Source organism: Ruegeria sp. AG6, from assembly GCF_056541565.1.
This window is the reverse complement of the sequence record NZ_JBQFYQ010000001.1, coordinates 544,401-560,477: the sequence shown is the minus strand read 5'-3', so window position 1 is coordinate 560,477 and position 16,077 is coordinate 544,401. Positions and strand designations below refer to the sequence as shown.

The window sequence follows — 16,077 nt, the reverse complement described above, 5'->3', positions numbered from 1 at the left end:
TAAAAATATGCCGCTTTTGCCCTTTTGAGATTCCCTTTTCGCCGTTATATGGCCCTCAAGGCAAGCGCATCTGGAGACATCTTATGACCATCAAGGTCGGTATCAATGGTTTTGGCCGTATTGGCCGCTGCACCCTGTCGCACATCGCCGCGTCCGGGCGCAACGACATCGAAGTGATCAAAGTCAACGCAACTGGCCCGTTGGAAACCTCGGCGCATCTGCTGAAATATGACAGTGTTCACGGGCGTTTTCCGCGCGACGTCACCATTGACGGCAATACCATGGATCTGGGTCGCGGCCCGATGCAGATGTTCTCGACCTACGACATGACCGAGTTGGACTGGGAAGGCTGTGACGTCGTCCTCGAATGCACCGGTAAGTTCAACGATGGCCTGAAGGCCAAAACGCATCTGGAACGTGGCGCCGGCAAGGTACTGCTGTCGGCTCCGGGCAAGAACGTGGACAAGACCATCGTTTTCGGCGTCAATCACAACACGCTGGCCGCCAATGACAACATGGTATCGAACGGTTCGTGCACGACCAACTGCCTCGCCCCGCTGGCCAAGGTGCTGGACGAGGGCGTCGGTATCGAACACGGTATCATGACGACCATCCACGCCTACACAGGCGACCAGCCGACACTGGACCGTCGCCACAGCGACCTCTACCGCGCCCGCGCTGCTGCAATGTCGATGATCCCGACCTCGACCGGCGCCGCCAAGGCGCTGGGTGAAGTTCTGCCGAACCTGAAAGGCCGCCTGGACGGTTCCGCCATTCGCGTCCCAACCCCGAATGTTTCGGCGGTGGACCTGACGTTCCGTGCCTCCCGCGACACAAGCACGGCGGAAATCAACGCGATCGTCGAAGAGGCCGCCAAAGGCCCGATGCAGCGCGTTCTGGGATATGAGCCCGCTCCGCTGGTGTCGACCGACTTCAACCACACCGAGGAAAGCTCGATCTTTGCACCGGATCAGACCCGCGTCGTCGATGACCGCATGGTCCGCGTTCTGGCCTGGTATGACAATGAATGGGGCTTCTCGGTTCGTATGGCCGACGTAGCTGTTGCGATGGGCCGCCTTAACTGACCCTTCGGACTTCGCTTGTACCTTGATGCCCGCTCAGGTTATCTGAGCGGGCATTTTACGTTCGGGACAGCCATGACCAACCAAATCGCTATCTGGCTCGGCCTTCTTCTTCTCGGCGTTATCATGTTGGATGTAGCGCTGTACGGCACCGAACATCTGCTTTTCCTCGGAAAGAAGCTTTACGACTTTCTGGACTGGCTCGCTTTCTGGCGCTGACAGAGGTTTTCCTTGACATTTCGCTTGATCTGTCATTGTTAGCGCTAACTCACCTTACTGAGACATTTGGACGGAGCAGACCATGACCTTGAAACTGGCGATCAACGGATTTGGACGGATCGGGCGCGGGGTTCTGCGCGCGGTGATGGAAAGCGGACGTACAGACGTTGAGATCGTCGCGATCAACGATCTTGGAAAACCCGAAATGAACGCGCACCTGTTTGAATTTGACAGCGTTCACGGCCGCTATCCCAACCCGGTTACGCTCAGCGATGCAGGTCTGGACGTGGGTCGTGGTCCAATTCGGCTGAGTAGCGAGCGCAACCCCGAGGATCTGCCCTGGTCGGATATTGACGTCGTTCTGGAATGTACGGGTGTGTTTCGTACGCGCGAGGCGGCGGAACGTCACTTCAAAAACGGATCCCGGAAAGTTCTGATCTCTGCCCCGGCCCGAGGTGACGGCGGTGTGAAAACCATCGTCTTTGGCGTCAACGATGGCGAACTGACCGCCGATGATCTGGTGGTGTCAAACGCATCCTGCACCACCAACTGCCTGTCTCCTGTTGCTGCCGCTCTGGATGCCGGCCTTGGTATCAAGCACGGCAACATGACCACTGTTCACGCTTACACTGCCAGCCAGCCTGTGCATGATACAGTGGGAAAAGATCCCTACCTGTCCCGAGCGGCGGCGCTGTCGATGATCCCCACGACAACCGGTGCGGCCGCTGCCGTGGGCCTGGTGCTGCCGCAACTCAAAGGAAAACTGACCGGTCAGGCCATCCGCGTTCCAACCCCGAATGTCTCGGTCGTTGATCTTGTGGCCGAGGTTTCACGCCCCACGACCGAAGAAGAGGTCAACCAACTGTTCGTCGATGCGGCTGCCAAAATCCCCGGCGTTCTTGCCGCGGAAAGCCGTCCTCTGGTTTCCATCGACTTCAATCACGACCCGCACAGCTCGACCGTGTCACTGGCTGAAACCAAGGTTACTGATGGCACGCTGGTTCGTGTGCTGGCGTGGTATGACAATGAATGGGGCTTTTCGAACCGGATGCTTGATACGGCGGCCGCAATGGGTGCCCTAGCCTAACCTTTTTTTCAGCGCATCATTGACACGGGGCGTGACGAATTTCGACACGTCCCCGTTCAACCGGGCGATTTCCTTCACCAGCTTGGACGCGATCGCCTGATGACGCGCTTCGGCCATCAGGAACACGGTCTCGATCGAATCGTCCAGAGCCCGGTTCATGCCGACCATCTGAAACTCGTATTCGAAATCGGCAACCGCACGCAGGCCGCGCACGATGATTTGTGCGCCTACATCCCGCGCACAATCAATCAGCAGGTTTTCGAAGGGGTGCGCGATGATTTCGGTTCCGGTCTGCTCGGACAGCCGGGCGCATTCCGCTTCGATCATGGCCACGCGCTCTTCCAGCGAGAACAGAGGGCCCTTGTCCCGGTTGATGGCCACACCGATAACCAGTTTGTCCACCAAAGCTGCCGCCCGACGGATGATATCGATGTGCCCCATGGTGATGGGATCAAAGGTTCCAGGATACAATCCAACCCGCATCGCGCCCTCCTGCGCAACAAAATTTCTGCGCAAGCAAACATAACTTTGCTGCAGGTGCAAGTGATTGCTTGGGCAACCCTTGTCGTCAGTGCCCCATTATCATGCCTTCAAGGGCATCTTTTTCCATCGCAAGTTCGGAAAGCTGAGCCTTCACCACATCACCCAAAGTGACAATGCCTACGAGTTTTCCGTCTTCAACCACCGGCATGTGGCGAAAGCGCCCCTCTGTCATACGGGACATGATGTCTTCCACGGTGGTCTGGCGCGTCGCCGTGACGAGGTTCTGGGTCATATAAGACTTAACCGGTTGGTTCAGACAACCACTGCCGCTGGCCGCCAATTCCCGGACGATGTCACGTTCTGACAGGATGCCGACCGCGGTATTGCCACCATCGTCGGAAACAACGACCGTACCGATGCGCTTGTCCGCAAGAATCTTCGAGGCCTCTGAGACTGTCGCCGTTGACGCCACGGTCACGACACCATCTGTCGCTTTGGACTTCAGGATGGCCTGAACTAGCATGAAGAATACCTCCGGAATAATAACACTTATTCCAAAGCGTTGCGCGATTGCCGCGACCTGTCAAGCGTCGGGGCCTGCTTCCAAACGAAGCACTTCATCGCGAATACCGCGTGTCAGGGCATCCGCAAAGCGGTTCAACCGCTCGTTGCGCTGGTCACCCTGATGCCTGACCAGATAGAAGCTGCGCGTCAAACTCACTTGATCCGTCAGGATTTTCCGAAGCCCCGGGTGGAATGGCAACGTGAAATCATGCGCCACGCAAACCCCTGTTCCCAGGCAGACCTGCCGCAGTTGAACCGATACCGAATTCGATGCAAGAGCGACACGGTCAACGCCAATATCATTCAGGTAGTCAAGTTCCCGGTCAAAGATCATATCAGGGATATAGCCGATCAACCTGTGGCCCTTCAGGTCAGCTATGCTCCGGATCGGATCATGTCGCTTCAGATACTCTTCGGTCGCGACCATGTGCAGCTTGTAGTCGCTGATTTTCTTCACCAGCAGCTGACCGGCGGTCGGCGCACTGACCGTAACCGCCATATCCGCCTCGCGACGGGACAGGTTGATCACACGCGGAAGCGCCAGGATCTGAATGTCCAGATCAGGGTTTGCGTCGCTGATTTTGGCACACACCTGCGGCAGCAGATAGTTGGCACTGCCGTCCGGCGCGCCAATCCGGATTTGCCCGCTCAGGGTTTTCGTTGGTCCTGTTACCGCCCCGGCCGCCGCGCGCATCGCTTCTTCTGCGTGCAGCCCGTGTTCCAACAGCCGCTGTCCCGCCGGGGTCAGAACATAGCCTTGCTGCGACTTGGTGAACAATGTGGAATCCAGCGTCGCCTCCAGGCGCGCAATGCGCCGACCAACGGTGGCCGGGTCGATCTTCAGGATACGACCAGCGGATGACAGGCTTTCCTCGCGCGCGACAGCCAAGAATATCCGCATATCATCCCAGTTTGGGGTCATTTTGATCCCTTTTGCATTTTTGCAAAACTCTTTTGAGACATTGCCTCTGTTCGCGGGATTTCTGCAAGCCTATTCTGCGCGCAAATCTATCGGAGGAGCTATTGATGCAAAACCTGACCCATTTCCTGAACGGCGAAATGGTCGCCGGAACGTCCGGTCGTTTCGACGACGTCTACAACCCGGCAACGGGTGAAGTTCAATACAAGTGCCCGATGGCCGGTGCAGCGGAAACCACCGCCGCGATCGAGGCCGCCGCTGCGGCCCAGCCCGCATGGGGCGCAACCAACCCGCAAAAGCGCGCGCGCGTCATGATGGCCATGGTCGGCCTGATGAACCGCGACATGGACAAACTGGCCGAAGCGCTGAGTCGTGAGCACGGCAAAACCATCCCCGACGCCAAGGGTGATTTGCAGCGTGGTCTGGAAGTGATCGAATACTGCATTGGCGCGCCGCAGATGCTGAAGGGTGAGTTTACCGACAGCGCGGGCCCCGGCATTGACATGTATTCAATGCGCCAGCCTCTGGGCGTTGTCGGCTCGATCATGCCATTCAACTTTCCGGCCATGATGCCGCTCTGGCATGTTGGCCCTGCGCTGGCCTGCGGTAACGCCGTTGTTCTGAAACCGTCCGAACGCGACCCGTCCGTGCCCCTGATGCTGGCTGAACTGTTCGTCGAAGCCGGCCTGCCCAAAGGCGTTTTCCAGGTCGTAAACGGCGACAAGGAAGCTGTCGACACCATCCTCGACAGCGAGATTATTCAGGGCGTCAGCTTTGTGGGTTCAACCCCGATCGCACAGTATATCTACAGCCGCGCAACCGCGAATGGGAAACGAGCACAGTGCTTCGGCGGTGCCAAGAACCATATGATCGTCATGCCCGACGCCGATCTGGATCAGGCCGCGGACGCGCTGGTTGGCGCTGGTTTCGGTGCGGCCGGCGAACGCTGCATGGCAATCTCTGTCGCGGTTCCCGTTGGGGAAGAAACCGCAGACAAGCTGATCGAAAAGCTGATCCCGCGCGTCGAAAAGCTAAAAGTGGGCCCCTACACCGCTGGTGACGATGTCGACATGGGCCCTGTAGTAACAGCGGCCGCGAAACAGCGCATTCTGGGCCTGATCAATTCAGGCGTCGAACAGGGTGCGAAACTGGTTGTCGACAACCGCGACTTCAGCCTGCAAGGCTATGAGGACGGTTTCTTTGTCGGCCCGCACCTGTTCGACAACGTGACGCCCGAGATGGACATCTACAAACAGGAAATCTTTGGCCCGGTTCTGTCCACCGTGCGCGCGGGTTCTTACGAAGAGGCCCTTAAACTGGCGATGGATCACGAGTACGGAAACGGCACCGCGATCTTTACCCGCGATGGTGATACCGCACGTGACTTTGCCAGCCGTGTAAACATCGGAATGGTCGGCATCAATGTTCCGATCCCGGTTCCGCTGGCCTATCACACCTTCGGCGGTTGGAAGAAATCCATGTTCGGCGATCTGAACCAGCACGGCCCGGACAGCTTCAAGTTCTACACCCGCACCAAAACCGTGACCGCACGCTGGCCGTCTGGCATCAAGGAAGGTGGCGAGTTTAACTTCAAAGCAATGGACTGATCCTACAGTTTCATGACGCTTGAAGCCCGGCCCGTTCAACGGCCGGGCTTTTTGCATCTTTCCGCCGAAAAACCTGCTTTCGTCCAATCGGTCACAGGAAATTCAAGTGGTTCACTCTGGAAAAATCCAACCAACACCCATATTTTGGCGTGAACATTGTACTGAGCAGTGAACTTATCGGAGGCAACCTTGTCCCAATCTCGTATAACCCGTCGCTCTGCCTTGCTGGGCGTGGCCTCTTTGGTGGCAACACCTGCCCTTGTTCGGGCACAAAGCACGGATGCTTTCCCTGAAACGGAAGACGCGATCAGTACGCAATTGCCGGTCCGACGCAATATATCGTCCTTCTCGCAACAGAGTTGGCAGGACCATTTCGATGAATTGGGCGTTGGATGCCTGCTGGCCGACATCACCAGCCGCGCCGTCCATTACTGGGGGCCTGACGGCACCTACAAACTGTACCCAAGTTCCGTGCCCATGAGCGAAGAGCTTACCAAACGCGGGTACACGAAAGTTGTGCGTAAAACCGAATTCCCAAGCTGGACACCTACGGCATCAATGCGCGAACGTGACCCTTCGCTGCCACTTCGGATGGAAGGTGGCGATCCCGGCAACCCACTGGGAACCCGCGCCATGTATCTGGGTTGGCCTGCCTATCTTGTCCATGGCACGCACGACACGCGCAAGATCGGTCGTCAGAGCTCGTCAGGTTGCATTGGCCTGTACAACCAGCATGTCGAAGAGCTGTATCCGCTGGTAAAAGTTGGCACACAGGTTCGACTGGTCTGATCCACCCTCTCTGAAACGCAAAAGCCCCGGTCGGTCGCCGGGGCTTTCTTGTCTTCGGAAGACGGCATTTATTCCGGCAGGATTACCGCGTCGACGACGTGGATGACGCCATTGCTGGCTTCAATGTCGGCCTGTACGACCTTGGCGTCGTTCACTTTCACGCCGTTTTTGGCGTTGACGCTCAGCCGGTCGCCCTGAACAGTCAGAACCTTGGCGCGTTTGCCGGCGATATCTCCAGACATAACCTTGGCCGGTACCACGTGATAGGTCAGAATCGCGACCAGTTGATCCTTGTTTTCTGGTTTCAAAAGCGTCTCGACAGTGCCTTCAGGAAGCGCAGCAAAGGCTTCGTCTGTGGGTGCAAATACCGTGAACGGACCATCCCCTTTCAGGGTGTCAACCAAGCCTGCAGCCTGAACGGCGGCCACCAGAGTATTGAACGACCCGGCGGCAACGGCGGTGTCGACGATATCAGCGGCCTGAGCTTTGAGCGGCATAGCAAAAGCAAGTGCGGCGGCTGCGCCCATGAATGTACGACGGAACATAGCTGTCTTCTCCTCTCCAGCGTGTTATGGAAAGGGTTACGGACCTTTTGCCGCAATGGATCACTTTGGTTTCAGTTTTCTTTGAGCTGCACCCAGATGCTTTGCGCCCGCCCCTCGGCCAGGAACGGCAAGGCAACAACGGCATCAGGCCGATCCTGTTGCAGGTAATACCCCGGCCAAAGCATTGAATACGCGCCAGATTGCAGCAAGCTGTGCAATACGTACTGCTCTCCCCAGCCTGGGCAATCATAGAAGAAGCGCTTGGGATATTCGTAGGGCAAAAAAACATCGTGAACGTGGATCACCACCCCGGGATTCAGCGACGGTATAATGCGGCAGAACAGATGTGCGACATCGTTGCTCATCCGCACAACATGGCTGGAGTCGATGAACAGAATGTCTCCAGCCTCCAGCTCTGCGAATAGCGCCGGGTCAGTTTCTTCAAGACGTTTTTGTTCGAACCGGTCGACCACATGGGCAATATCGGCGCGAGGGTACGGATCAATCGCGGTAATGGTGGTATCCAGATTGCCATCGATGATTGCCTGACGGGACACACGGGTGGAATTACCGCATCCGACCTCTATCACGCGTTTGGGCTGAAAACGGCGGATCATCAGATACAATGCATCCGCATCCGGGCTGTCATAGTAACCATTGCCGGTACGATAACCGGTCTGGTTGCGTGCGGGATCTTTCAGCGCCTCCAGGGCAGCTTTGTGACGCTCGTATTCCGCCACAAGTTGAGAGATGTCGAACCCCTCCATCCCTGGCGACAAAGCATAAGCGGGGCGCGTCAACCCACCCGCCGCTTCGAAGGCTTCCAGCCGCGCCCGTTCATCCTGTTCCGTAACTCTGTCGACCAGTTTCACCCCTAATTCTTCAAGGGCGGCATTGATCTTCGGGAATTTTCTGGGTTTCAAGGCGCTGGCTCCGCGATCTGTGATGCAATGTTCCTTACCGTTGCGAACCGTTTCTCTGCAAGGGCAAGCCTGTCAAACCCTTGGCAAAACGTAAATTTCCGTATTCACTGATGGAACGGACAACTGTGAGGGGCCCCATGCAGCAGGAATTTACACTCGGGATCGAAGAAGAATACCTGTTGGTGGATCGTGACAGCCTGCAATTGTCCGAAGCCCCCGAAGCGCTGATGGCGGCCTGCCAAAGCGATTTCGAAGGTCAGGTCAGCCCCGAGTTCCTGCAATGTCAAATCGAGGTTGGAACCAGACCACACGCCACGGTCGCTTCGGCGCGCGAAGACCTGAAGCGGCTGCGGTCATGCGTTTCGAAACGGGCCGCCGAATACAACCTGTCCCCTATCGCCGTCTCGTGCCACCCGTTCGCCAACTGGAAGGATCAACACCACACCCGGAAAGAACGGTATGACGCGCTGCAACATGCATTGGGCGGCGTTGCCCGGCGGATGCTGATATGCGGGATGCATGTACATGTCGGGGTCGAGGACCCTGCCCTGCGTGCCGATCTAATGCCGCAACTGTCATACTTTCTTCCTCATCTTCTGGCGTTGTCCACGTCTTCGCCCTATTGGAACGGCGAGGATACCGGCCTGTCTTCATACCGGCTGACGGTGTTCGACAACCTGCCCCGCACCGGGCTGCCGCCCGTGTTCGCCAGCTGGGGCGAGTATGAACGGAACACAGGCATTCTGGTCGAGCTTGGGGTCATCGAAGACACCACAAAGATCTGGTGGGATCTGCGCCCCTCACATCGTTTCCCAACTTTGGAAACGCGGATCATGGATGTTCAACCCCGTCTGGAGCACACTTTGTCGTTGGCGGCACTGGTTCAGGCATTGACCCGGATGCTGTGCCGTCTGAAGGATCGCAACCTGCGCTGGCGGCAATATGATCGTTTCCTGATCGGTGAAAACCGCTGGCGCGCACAGCGCTACGGAGTGGGTGAAGGGCTGATCGATTTCGGCGACCGGTCAGTCAAACCCATGTCTGAACTGATCGGCGACCTCATGGGGTTGTTGGCAGAAGACTCCGAAGCACTTGGCACGATGACCGAGCTTGCACAGCTCAGGCAGATCGCGGAAAACGGCACTTCCGCCACGCGCCAACGCCGTATTCATGCCGAGGCATCAGCGCGCGGTGATGATCCCGGCCAAGCCGTCGTGCGCCACCTGATCGAGGAATTTCACGCCGATCTCTGAACGTTTCCGGCTTGCGACCCGTTTCAACCGACTCATTGTTGCGCCTGCAAAATTTCTGTAAGAATTCAGAAATAAACAACCGTTCAATTCATTGCCGACGGGAGGGAGCGTCATGGATTTCGCACTCAGCGAGGAGCAAACAGCCATATTCGACATGGCGCACGCGTTCGGGCAGGAAAACATCGCCCCCTTTGCGCGCCAGTGGGAGGCGGACGGAACCATTCCCAAAACCCTGTGGCCCCAGATTGGCGAGCTTGGTTTCGGCGCGCTTTACGTATCCGAGGAAAGCGGAGGGTCAAATCTGACCCGCCTAGATGCCACGCTGGTTTTCGAGGCGCTGTCGATGGCCTGCCCCTCAGTCGCCGCCTTCCTGTCGATCCACAACATGTGCGCCAAGATGTTGGACAATTTCGCGGATGATGACCTAAAGGCGCGCATCATGCCGGATGTTCTGAGCCTGAATACGGTTCTGAGCTATTGCCTGACCGAGCCCGGTTCCGGCTCTGACGCGGCGGCTTTGAAAACCCGCGCCGAACGCACCAACGAAGGATATACGTTGAACGGTACCAAAGCGTTCATCTCGGGCGGTGGCTATTCGGATGCCTATGTTTGCATGGTACGCACCGGTCAGGACGGGCCCAAGGGGATCTCGACCGTCTATGTCGAGGACGGCACGCCGGGGCTCAGCTTTGGGGCGCTGGAACAGAAAATGGGCTGGAAAAGCCAACCCACTGCGCAGGTTCAGTTCGACGACTGCAAAATTCCCGCTGGCAACCTCGTGGGCACCGAAGGCGACGGCTTCAAATACGCGATGATGGGCCTCGATGGCGGACGTCTCAATATCGCGGCCTGTTCTCTTGGGGCTGCTCAGGCCGGGCTGGATATGACCCTGCAATACATGTCCGAGCGCAAGGCGTTCGGCCAATCCATCGATCAGTTCCAGGCCCTTCAGTTCCGTCTGGCGGATATGGAGATCGAATTACAGGCGGCACGCACCTTCCTGCGCCAGGCGGCGTGGAAACTGGACAACGGCGCGCCCGATGCCACGAAATTCTGTGCGATGGCAAAGAAATTCGTAACCGAAACCGGGTCGAAGGTGGTGGATCAGTGCCTGCAACTGCATGGCGGGTACGGATATCTTGCGGATTACGGCATCGAAAAGCTTGTGCGCGATCTTCGCGTGCATCAGATTTTGGAAGGCACGAACGAGATTATGCGCGTGATCGTCGCGCGTCAAATGCTCGCCAATCGCTGAGGCCCCGATGTCAGACATTGAAATCCGCACCACAGGCCGTGCCGGTCGCATCACCCTCACCCGTCCCCAAGCGCTGAACGCGTTGAGCTATGACATGTGCATGGCCATCGACACGGCGATGCGCAACTGGCGGGAAGACGATGCCGTTGACCTGATCGTTCTGGACGCCGAGGGGGAAAAAGCCTTTTGTGCAGGGGGCGACATCGCCGAACTTTATGAAACGGGCACCAAAGAAGATTATGCGTATGGTCAGAAGTTCTGGCGGGACGAATATCGTCTGAATGCCCTGATCTTCGAATATCCCAAACCAGTCATCAGTTTTCTTCAGGGGTTTACCATGGGCGGGGGTGTCGGCATCGGCTGCCATGGCAGCCACCGTGTCGTCGGAGAAAGCTCCAGGATTGCCATGCCCGAATGCTCGATTGGCTTGATTCCGGATGTCGGCGGGTCACTGATGCTGGCCCTCGCACCGGGGCGACTGGGTGAATTCCTTGGGACTACGGGCTTCAGGATGGGGCCTGCGGACGCGATCTTTGCGGGGTTTGCCGACCATTTCATCCCGCAATCGCAATGGTCTGATCTGATCGAAATTCTGGAAGCGTCTGGAAATGCGAAACTGGTGGCCGAACATGCCGAAATACCACCCAATGGTGAATTGGCAGGGGTGCTGACGGAAATCGACAAACATTTTTCCGGTGAAACTCTGGGCGACATCCTGATCAGCCTGCGCAATGACGATCAGGAATTTGCAGACAAAACTCTGGAAAAAATAATGAAAAACGCGCCGCTTTCCGTGGCCTGCACGATCGAGATGCTGCACCGTCTGCGTGGCCCCTCTCTGACCATGCGGCGCGCGTTGGAGATGGAATACCGCTTTACCCACCGGGCGATGGAGCATGGTGATTTTCTGGAAGGTATCCGCGCGCAGATCATAGACAAAGACCGCAACCCGAACTGGCAGTTTTCCGGGACGGACGTCCCCCTGGTGGCCGTCTCGAAAATGTTGCAGCCATTGGGTGCGGACACCCTGACATTCGAGGAGGACTGAGAGATGCAGATCGGGTTCATAGGGCTGGGAAACATGGGGGCGCCCATGGCGGCCAACCTGGCAAAGGCTGGCCATCAGGTTCTCGGATTCGACACGGCTGGTGTTGTCGTTGACGGGGTGACTCAAGCCGATACCGCGACAGAAGCCGTCGCCTCTGCCGATGCAGTCATAACCATGCTGCCGAATGGCGCCATCCTGCGGGCCGTTGCAGATCAGATCATTCCCGCCATGGCGAAGGGTGCCGTGCTGATCGATTGCTCGACAGTTGACGTGGACAGTGCACGCGCAGTCGCGGAACAGGCCAGCGGCGCCGGTCTGCTGTTCGTGGACGCTCCGGTTTCGGGGGGTGTCGGCGGCGCGGCAGGTGGCACCCTGACATTCATGGCCGGCGGGTCAGACGACGCATTTGCAAAGGCGGCTCCTCTGTTCGACATCATGGGGCAGAAAGCGGTTCACTGCGGCGAAGCCGGAGCCGGCCAAGCCGCCAAGATCTGCAACAACATGATCCTCGGAGTGACCATGATCGCCACGTGCGAGGCCTTTGCCCTGGCCGACAAACTGGGTCTGGACCGCCAAAAGATGTTCGATGTGGTAAGCACCTCATCCGGATACAGCTGGACAATGAACGCCTATTGCCCTGCCCCGGGCGTTGGCCCGCAAAGCCCAGCCGACAATGACTATACTCCTGGATTTGCAGCCGAGTTGATGCTGAAGGACCTGCGCCTCAGCCAACAGGCCGCAACCAGTGCGGATGCGGATACACCGATGGGACAGGCCGCGACTGCTCTTTACGAGCAATTCGTCGAGACCGAAGACGGCAAGGGACGCGATTTCAGTGCCATGTTGCCACGGTTCGAAAAACGCGGACGTGAATAAGACAACTGGCGGCATCTTGCCCAACGATTTGACAGATATTGGGCAAGTGACCATCTAGGCAGTCATGAACAAATGGCCCCGGCTGGCCAAATCGCAAAGGAAGGCGACATGACGAGATTCTTGGTGACGACGGCAACTCTGGCGGCTTTGGCCCTTTCCCCGGTTGGCGCGGCGGCAAAGAACAAGGCCGGGCATTGCCCTCCGGGTCTGGCCAAGAAATCCGTTCCCTGTGTGCCGCCTGGTCAGGCTAAGAAAATCTACCGAGATGGAGACTTCATTACCAACGACTACCGTTGGATCAATGACCCCTATCGCTATGGGTTGAACCGAAACTATTCATATGTCCGTGCCGGTGATTACGTGTACCGGGTCGACCCCGAGACACGCAAAGTCCTGAACCTGATCGGCGCGATCGCAGATATTCTGAACTGAGGCCGCGCCTGGGCAGTTATTCTGCCGCGACGCGCGCGCCTTTCAGCATCGGCTTCAGGTATCGCCCGGTGTGGCTGCGTTCAACATCGACTATGTCTTCCGGTGTTCCGGTGGCGACGATTTCGCCACCGCCATCACCACCTTCAGGTCCAATGTCGATGATATGATCCGCGGTTTTGACCACATCCAGATTATGTTCGATCACCACGACGGTATTGCCCTGGTCGACCAATTCATGCAGCACTTCCAACAGCTTGCGTACATCTTCGAAATGCAGGCCTGTTGTCGGCTCGTCCAGAATATAGAGCGTCCGCCCGGTTGATCGTTTCGACAGTTCCTTGGACAGTTTCACGCGCTGCGCCTCACCACCCGACAGCGTGGTCGCCTGTTGACCCACCTTGATATAGCCAAGACCAACCCGGGCCAGCGCATCCATCTTGTCTCGGATCGAGGGCACGGCCTTGAAGAACTCCTGCGCATCTTCCACCGTCATATCAAGCACATCCGCGATGGATTTGCCCTTGAACTTGATCTCAAGCGTTTCGCGGTTGTACCGCGCGCCTTTGCAGGTTTCGCAAGTCACGTAGACATCAGGCAGAAAGTGCATCTCGATCTTGATGACACCGTCACCCTGACATGCCTCGCACCGCCCGCCTTTGACGTTAAAGCTGAAGCGACCGGGTTTGTACCCGCGTGCCTTAGCCTCGGGCAGCCCGGCGAACCAGTCGCGGATCGGGGTGAAGGCCCCGGTATAGGTTGCCGGATTCGATCGCGGAGTCCGCCCGATCGGGCGCTGGTCGATATCGATGACCTTGTCCAGATGCTCCAAACCCTTGATGGTCTCACACGGCGCAGGCGTTTGACGCGCGCCATTCAGGCGCATCGAGGCGGTCTTGAACAACGTCTCAATCGTCAGGGTCGACTTACCGCCACCAGATACCCCCGTGACACAAACGAACTTGCCCAAGGGAAACTCGGCCGTCACGTCTTTGAGGTTGTTACCCGAAGCCTTTACGACCGTTACCTTTTTCTTGTTCCCCTTGCGCCGCTCGGCGGGCACTGGAATCTCGCGTACGCCCGACAGATACTGCCCCGTGATCGAGGCCGCGTCCGCAGCGATCTGCTCGGGCGTGCCGTGGCTGACCACCTGCCCGCCATGCACACCCGCACCGGGGCCAATGTCGAACACATAATCGGCTTCGCGGATGGCTTCCTCGTCATGTTCGACAACAATCACGGTGTTGCCCTGATCCCGCAGATTCTTGAGCGTACCAAGCAACCGGTCATTGTCACGCTGGTGCAAGCCGATCGAGGGCTCGTCCAATACGTAAAGCACCCCGGTCAGGCCTGATCCGATCTGGCTTGCCAGACGAATGCGCTGACTTTCGCCGCCTGACAGGGTTCCACTTGAACGAGACAGCGTAAGGTATTCCAAACCAACATTATTCAGGAATCCCAGCCGCTCGCGGATTTCCTTCAGAATGGCCCGGGCGATCTCATTCTTCTGAGCGCTCAGATGGTTCGGAGCATCCTCGATCCAGGCAAGCGCTTCGCGGATGGACATTTGCACCACCTGACCGACATGCAGTCCCGCGATCTTCACGGCCAAGGCTTCGGCGCGCAGACGATACCCTTCGCAGGTGCCGCACGGGCGGTTGTTTTGGTACCGTTCGAATTCCTCGCGTATCCACGCGCTATCCGTTTCGCGATAACGCCGTTCCATATTCGGAATCACGCCTTCGAAGCTGCGTGTCACCTGGTACACGCGTCCGCCCTCGTCATAGCGGAACTGGATCTCCTCATCGCCCGAGCCCCGCAGGAACACCTGCTGCACTTTGCTGGGCAGGTCTTTCCAGGGCGTGTTCTTGTCAAACTCATAATGACGCGCGATGGCCTCGATGGTCTGAAGGAAATACGGCGACTTGCCTTTCCTCCACGGCGCCAGGGCCCCGTCATACAATTTTAGCGTCTGATCCGGCACCACGAGACGCTCGTCAAAGAACAGCTCGACCCCCAAGCCGTCACAATCCGGGCAGGCTCCGAATGGCGCATTGAACGAAAACAGGCGCGGTTCAATCTCGGGGATAGTGAAACCACTGACCGGGCAGGCAAAATTCTCGCTGAAGGTAATTCGTTCCGGCTCTCCTTCTCGTGGGGCGGTTTCCAGAATCGCGATTCCGTCCGCCAGATCCAGAGCGGTGCGCAGGCTATCGGCCAAACGCGTTTCCATGCCTTCACGAACAACCAGGCGGTCAACCACAACGTCGATATCGTGACGGAACTTCTTGTCCAATGTCGGGGGCTGATCCAGCTCGTGGAACTCACCATCCACCTTCACGCGCTGGAACCCCTGCTTGCGCAGTTCCAGAAATTCCTTCCGGTACTCACCTTTGCGGTCGCGCACGATCGGAGCCAGCAGATACCCCCGCGTGCCCTCCTCCATCGCCATGATGCGGTCGACCATGTCCTGCACCTGTTGCGCCTCGATCGGCTGGCCGGTGGCCGGGCTGTACGGCGTGCCTGCGCGGGCAAAGAGCAGACGCAGATAGTCATAGATCTCGGTGACGGTCCCCACGGTCGAACGCGGGTTCTTCGAGGTCGTTTTCTGTTCAATGGAGATCGCCGGAGACAGTCCACTGATATGGTCAACATCAGGCTTTTCCATCATGTCGAGAAACTGCCGCGCATAGGCGGACAGGCTTTCGACATACCGGCGCTGACCTTCGGCATAAATCGTGTCGAACGCCAGCGACGACTTGCCCGAACCGGACAGCCCGGTGATCACCACCAACTGATCCCGAGGGATATCGACATCGATGCCTTTGAGGTTATGCTCGCGCGCGCCGCGCACCTCTATATTCTTCAGCTCAGCCATTTCCGGCCCCCAACAAACAAGTGGTTTAGAGATAGGCGAGCTTGCCCGAGTCTCCAACAGAAAAATTAGAACATTTAGTGAACGTACAGGTTTTCGCTGACCAAATCAAACGATGGGCAT

The 16,077-nt window shown here is 57.7% G+C and carries 16 protein-coding genes; 10 read left to right on the top strand and 6 right to left on the bottom strand.

Annotation, left to right across the window (positions count from 1 at the left end):
• Window positions 1-83 precede the first annotated feature (83 nt).
• The 3 genes from gap (ACR0I0_RS02745) to gap (ACR0I0_RS02735) all read left to right on the top strand — a co-directional run bounded on the left by gap (ACR0I0_RS02745) (window position 84) and on the right by gap (ACR0I0_RS02735) (window position 2,388).
• A complete protein-coding gene (gene gap, locus ACR0I0_RS02745) occupies window positions 84-1,085 on the top strand; it encodes a type I glyceraldehyde-3-phosphate dehydrogenase (RefSeq protein WP_152457871.1) in 1,002 nt (333 codons plus the stop codon).
• A 72-nt stretch (window positions 1,086-1,157) separates the two neighbouring features.
• Window positions 1,158-1,301 (top strand): hypothetical protein, encoded by a 144-nt coding sequence (locus ACR0I0_RS02740; RefSeq protein ID WP_171632722.1) that lies wholly within the window; start codon window positions 1,158-1,160, stop codon window positions 1,299-1,301.
• 82 nt (window positions 1,302-1,383) lie between these two features.
• Window positions 1,384-2,388 carry a type I glyceraldehyde-3-phosphate dehydrogenase gene (gene gap / locus ACR0I0_RS02735; protein WP_152457870.1) on the top strand — a complete coding sequence of 335 codons (1,005 nt, stop codon included), beginning with the start codon at window positions 1,384-1,386 and terminating at the stop codon, window positions 2,386-2,388.
• On the opposite strand, the gene coaD is transcribed toward gap (ACR0I0_RS02735), so the two are convergent.
• From coaD to ACR0I0_RS02720, 3 genes are all read right to left on the bottom strand, one after another.
• A complete protein-coding gene (coaD, locus tag ACR0I0_RS02730; protein WP_152457869.1) occupies window positions 2,380-2,871 on the bottom strand; it encodes a pantetheine-phosphate adenylyltransferase in 492 nt (163 codons plus the stop codon). The genes gap (ACR0I0_RS02735) and coaD overlap by 9 nt on opposite strands.
• Window positions 2,872-2,956: 85 nt before the next feature.
• Window positions 2,957-3,394, bottom strand: coding sequence for a CBS domain-containing protein (locus ACR0I0_RS02725; RefSeq protein ID WP_171632726.1), 438 nt, complete (start codon window positions 3,392-3,394; stop codon window positions 2,957-2,959).
• A 60-nt stretch (window positions 3,395-3,454) separates the two neighbouring features.
• Window positions 3,455-4,357, bottom strand: a complete 903-nt coding sequence (locus ACR0I0_RS02720) for a LysR family transcriptional regulator (RefSeq protein ID WP_152457867.1) — start codon at window positions 4,355-4,357, stop codon at window positions 3,455-3,457.
• A 104-nt stretch (window positions 4,358-4,461) separates the two neighbouring features.
• On the opposite strand from ACR0I0_RS02720, the gene ACR0I0_RS02715 reads away from it, so the two are divergent.
• The gene (locus tag ACR0I0_RS02715; protein WP_480490091.1) at window positions 4,462-5,961 is read left to right on the top strand and encodes a CoA-acylating methylmalonate-semialdehyde dehydrogenase; all 1,500 of its coding nucleotides are present in this window, start codon (window positions 4,462-4,464) and stop codon (window positions 5,959-5,961) included.
• A 189-nt stretch (window positions 5,962-6,150) separates the two neighbouring features.
• Window positions 6,151-6,750, top strand: coding sequence for a L,D-transpeptidase (locus tag ACR0I0_RS02710; RefSeq protein WP_171632735.1), 600 nt, complete (start codon window positions 6,151-6,153; stop codon window positions 6,748-6,750).
• Between the two features lie 68 nt (window positions 6,751-6,818).
• Here ACR0I0_RS02710 and ACR0I0_RS02705 read toward each other — a convergent pair whose 3' ends face one another.
• Both ACR0I0_RS02705 and ACR0I0_RS02700 read right to left on the bottom strand, forming a co-directional pair.
• Complete coding sequence (locus ACR0I0_RS02705; protein ID WP_152457864.1) at window positions 6,819-7,295, bottom strand: fasciclin domain-containing protein; 477 nt, start codon at window positions 7,293-7,295, stop codon at window positions 6,819-6,821.
• A gap of 71 nt (window positions 7,296-7,366) precedes the next feature.
• Window positions 7,367-8,218 (bottom strand): class I SAM-dependent methyltransferase, encoded by an 852-nt coding sequence (locus ACR0I0_RS02700; RefSeq protein ID WP_171632739.1) that lies wholly within the window; start codon window positions 8,216-8,218, stop codon window positions 7,367-7,369.
• 137 nt (window positions 8,219-8,355) lie between these two features.
• On the opposite strand from ACR0I0_RS02700, the gene ACR0I0_RS02695 reads away from it, so the two are divergent.
• The 5 genes from ACR0I0_RS02695 (at window position 8,356) to ACR0I0_RS02675 (ending at window position 13,082) form a co-directional block, all read left to right on the top strand.
• Window positions 8,356-9,471 (top strand): carboxylate-amine ligase, encoded by a 1,116-nt coding sequence (locus ACR0I0_RS02695; RefSeq protein WP_171723345.1) that lies wholly within the window; start codon window positions 8,356-8,358, stop codon window positions 9,469-9,471.
• 112 nt (window positions 9,472-9,583) lie between these two features.
• Window positions 9,584-10,726 carry an acyl-CoA dehydrogenase family protein gene (locus tag ACR0I0_RS02690; RefSeq protein WP_171632745.1) on the top strand — a complete coding sequence of 381 codons (1,143 nt, stop codon included), beginning with the start codon at window positions 9,584-9,586 and terminating at the stop codon, window positions 10,724-10,726.
• A gap of 7 nt (window positions 10,727-10,733) precedes the next feature.
• Window positions 10,734-11,774 (top strand): enoyl-CoA hydratase/isomerase family protein, encoded by a 1,041-nt coding sequence (locus ACR0I0_RS02685; RefSeq protein ID WP_480490089.1) that lies wholly within the window; start codon window positions 10,734-10,736, stop codon window positions 11,772-11,774.
• Between the two features lie 3 nt (window positions 11,775-11,777).
• Window positions 11,778-12,650 (top strand): 3-hydroxyisobutyrate dehydrogenase, encoded by an 873-nt coding sequence (gene mmsB / locus ACR0I0_RS02680; protein WP_480487445.1) that lies wholly within the window; start codon window positions 11,778-11,780, stop codon window positions 12,648-12,650.
• A gap of 108 nt (window positions 12,651-12,758) precedes the next feature.
• Window positions 12,759-13,082, top strand: a complete 324-nt coding sequence (locus tag ACR0I0_RS02675; protein WP_210092303.1) for a hypothetical protein — start codon at window positions 12,759-12,761, stop codon at window positions 13,080-13,082.
• 16 nt (window positions 13,083-13,098) lie between these two features.
• Here the strand turns inward: ACR0I0_RS02675 and uvrA are convergent, their stop codons facing one another.
• Complete coding sequence (gene uvrA / locus ACR0I0_RS02670) at window positions 13,099-15,957, bottom strand: excinuclease ABC subunit UvrA (RefSeq protein WP_171632757.1); 2,859 nt, start codon at window positions 15,955-15,957, stop codon at window positions 13,099-13,101.
• Between the last annotated feature and the right edge of the window lie 120 nt (window positions 15,958-16,077).

Coding starts and splice junctions, on each gene's coding strand:
- ACR0I0_RS02720 (WP_152457867.1), bottom strand. CDS start 4,357: ATGACCCCAAACTGGGATGATATGCGGATATTCTTGGCTGTCGCGCGC.
- gap (WP_152457870.1), top strand. CDS start 1,384: ATGACCTTGAAACTGGCGATCAACGGATTTGGACGGATCGGGCGCGGG.
- ACR0I0_RS02690 (WP_171632745.1), top strand. CDS start 9,584: ATGGATTTCGCACTCAGCGAGGAGCAAACAGCCATATTCGACATGGCG.
- ACR0I0_RS02715 (WP_480490091.1), top strand. CDS start 4,462: ATGCAAAACCTGACCCATTTCCTGAACGGCGAAATGGTCGCCGGAACG.
- ACR0I0_RS02685 (WP_480490089.1), top strand. CDS start 10,734: ATGTCAGACATTGAAATCCGCACCACAGGCCGTGCCGGTCGCATCACC.
- mmsB (WP_480487445.1), top strand. CDS start 11,778: ATGCAGATCGGGTTCATAGGGCTGGGAAACATGGGGGCGCCCATGGCG.
- ACR0I0_RS02740 (WP_171632722.1), top strand. CDS start 1,158: ATGACCAACCAAATCGCTATCTGGCTCGGCCTTCTTCTTCTCGGCGTT.
- uvrA (WP_171632757.1), bottom strand. CDS start 15,957: ATGGCTGAGCTGAAGAATATAGAGGTGCGCGGCGCGCGCGAGCATAAC.
- ACR0I0_RS02695 (WP_171723345.1), top strand. CDS start 8,356: ATGCAGCAGGAATTTACACTCGGGATCGAAGAAGAATACCTGTTGGTG.
- ACR0I0_RS02675 (WP_210092303.1), top strand. CDS start 12,759: ATGACGAGATTCTTGGTGACGACGGCAACTCTGGCGGCTTTGGCCCTT.
- coaD (WP_152457869.1), bottom strand. CDS start 2,871: ATGCGGGTTGGATTGTATCCTGGAACCTTTGATCCCATCACCATGGGG.
- ACR0I0_RS02705 (WP_152457864.1), bottom strand. CDS start 7,295: ATGTTCCGTCGTACATTCATGGGCGCAGCCGCCGCACTTGCTTTTGCT.
- gap (WP_152457871.1), top strand. CDS start 84: ATGACCATCAAGGTCGGTATCAATGGTTTTGGCCGTATTGGCCGCTGC.
- ACR0I0_RS02725 (WP_171632726.1), bottom strand. CDS start 3,394: ATGCTAGTTCAGGCCATCCTGAAGTCCAAAGCGACAGATGGTGTCGTG.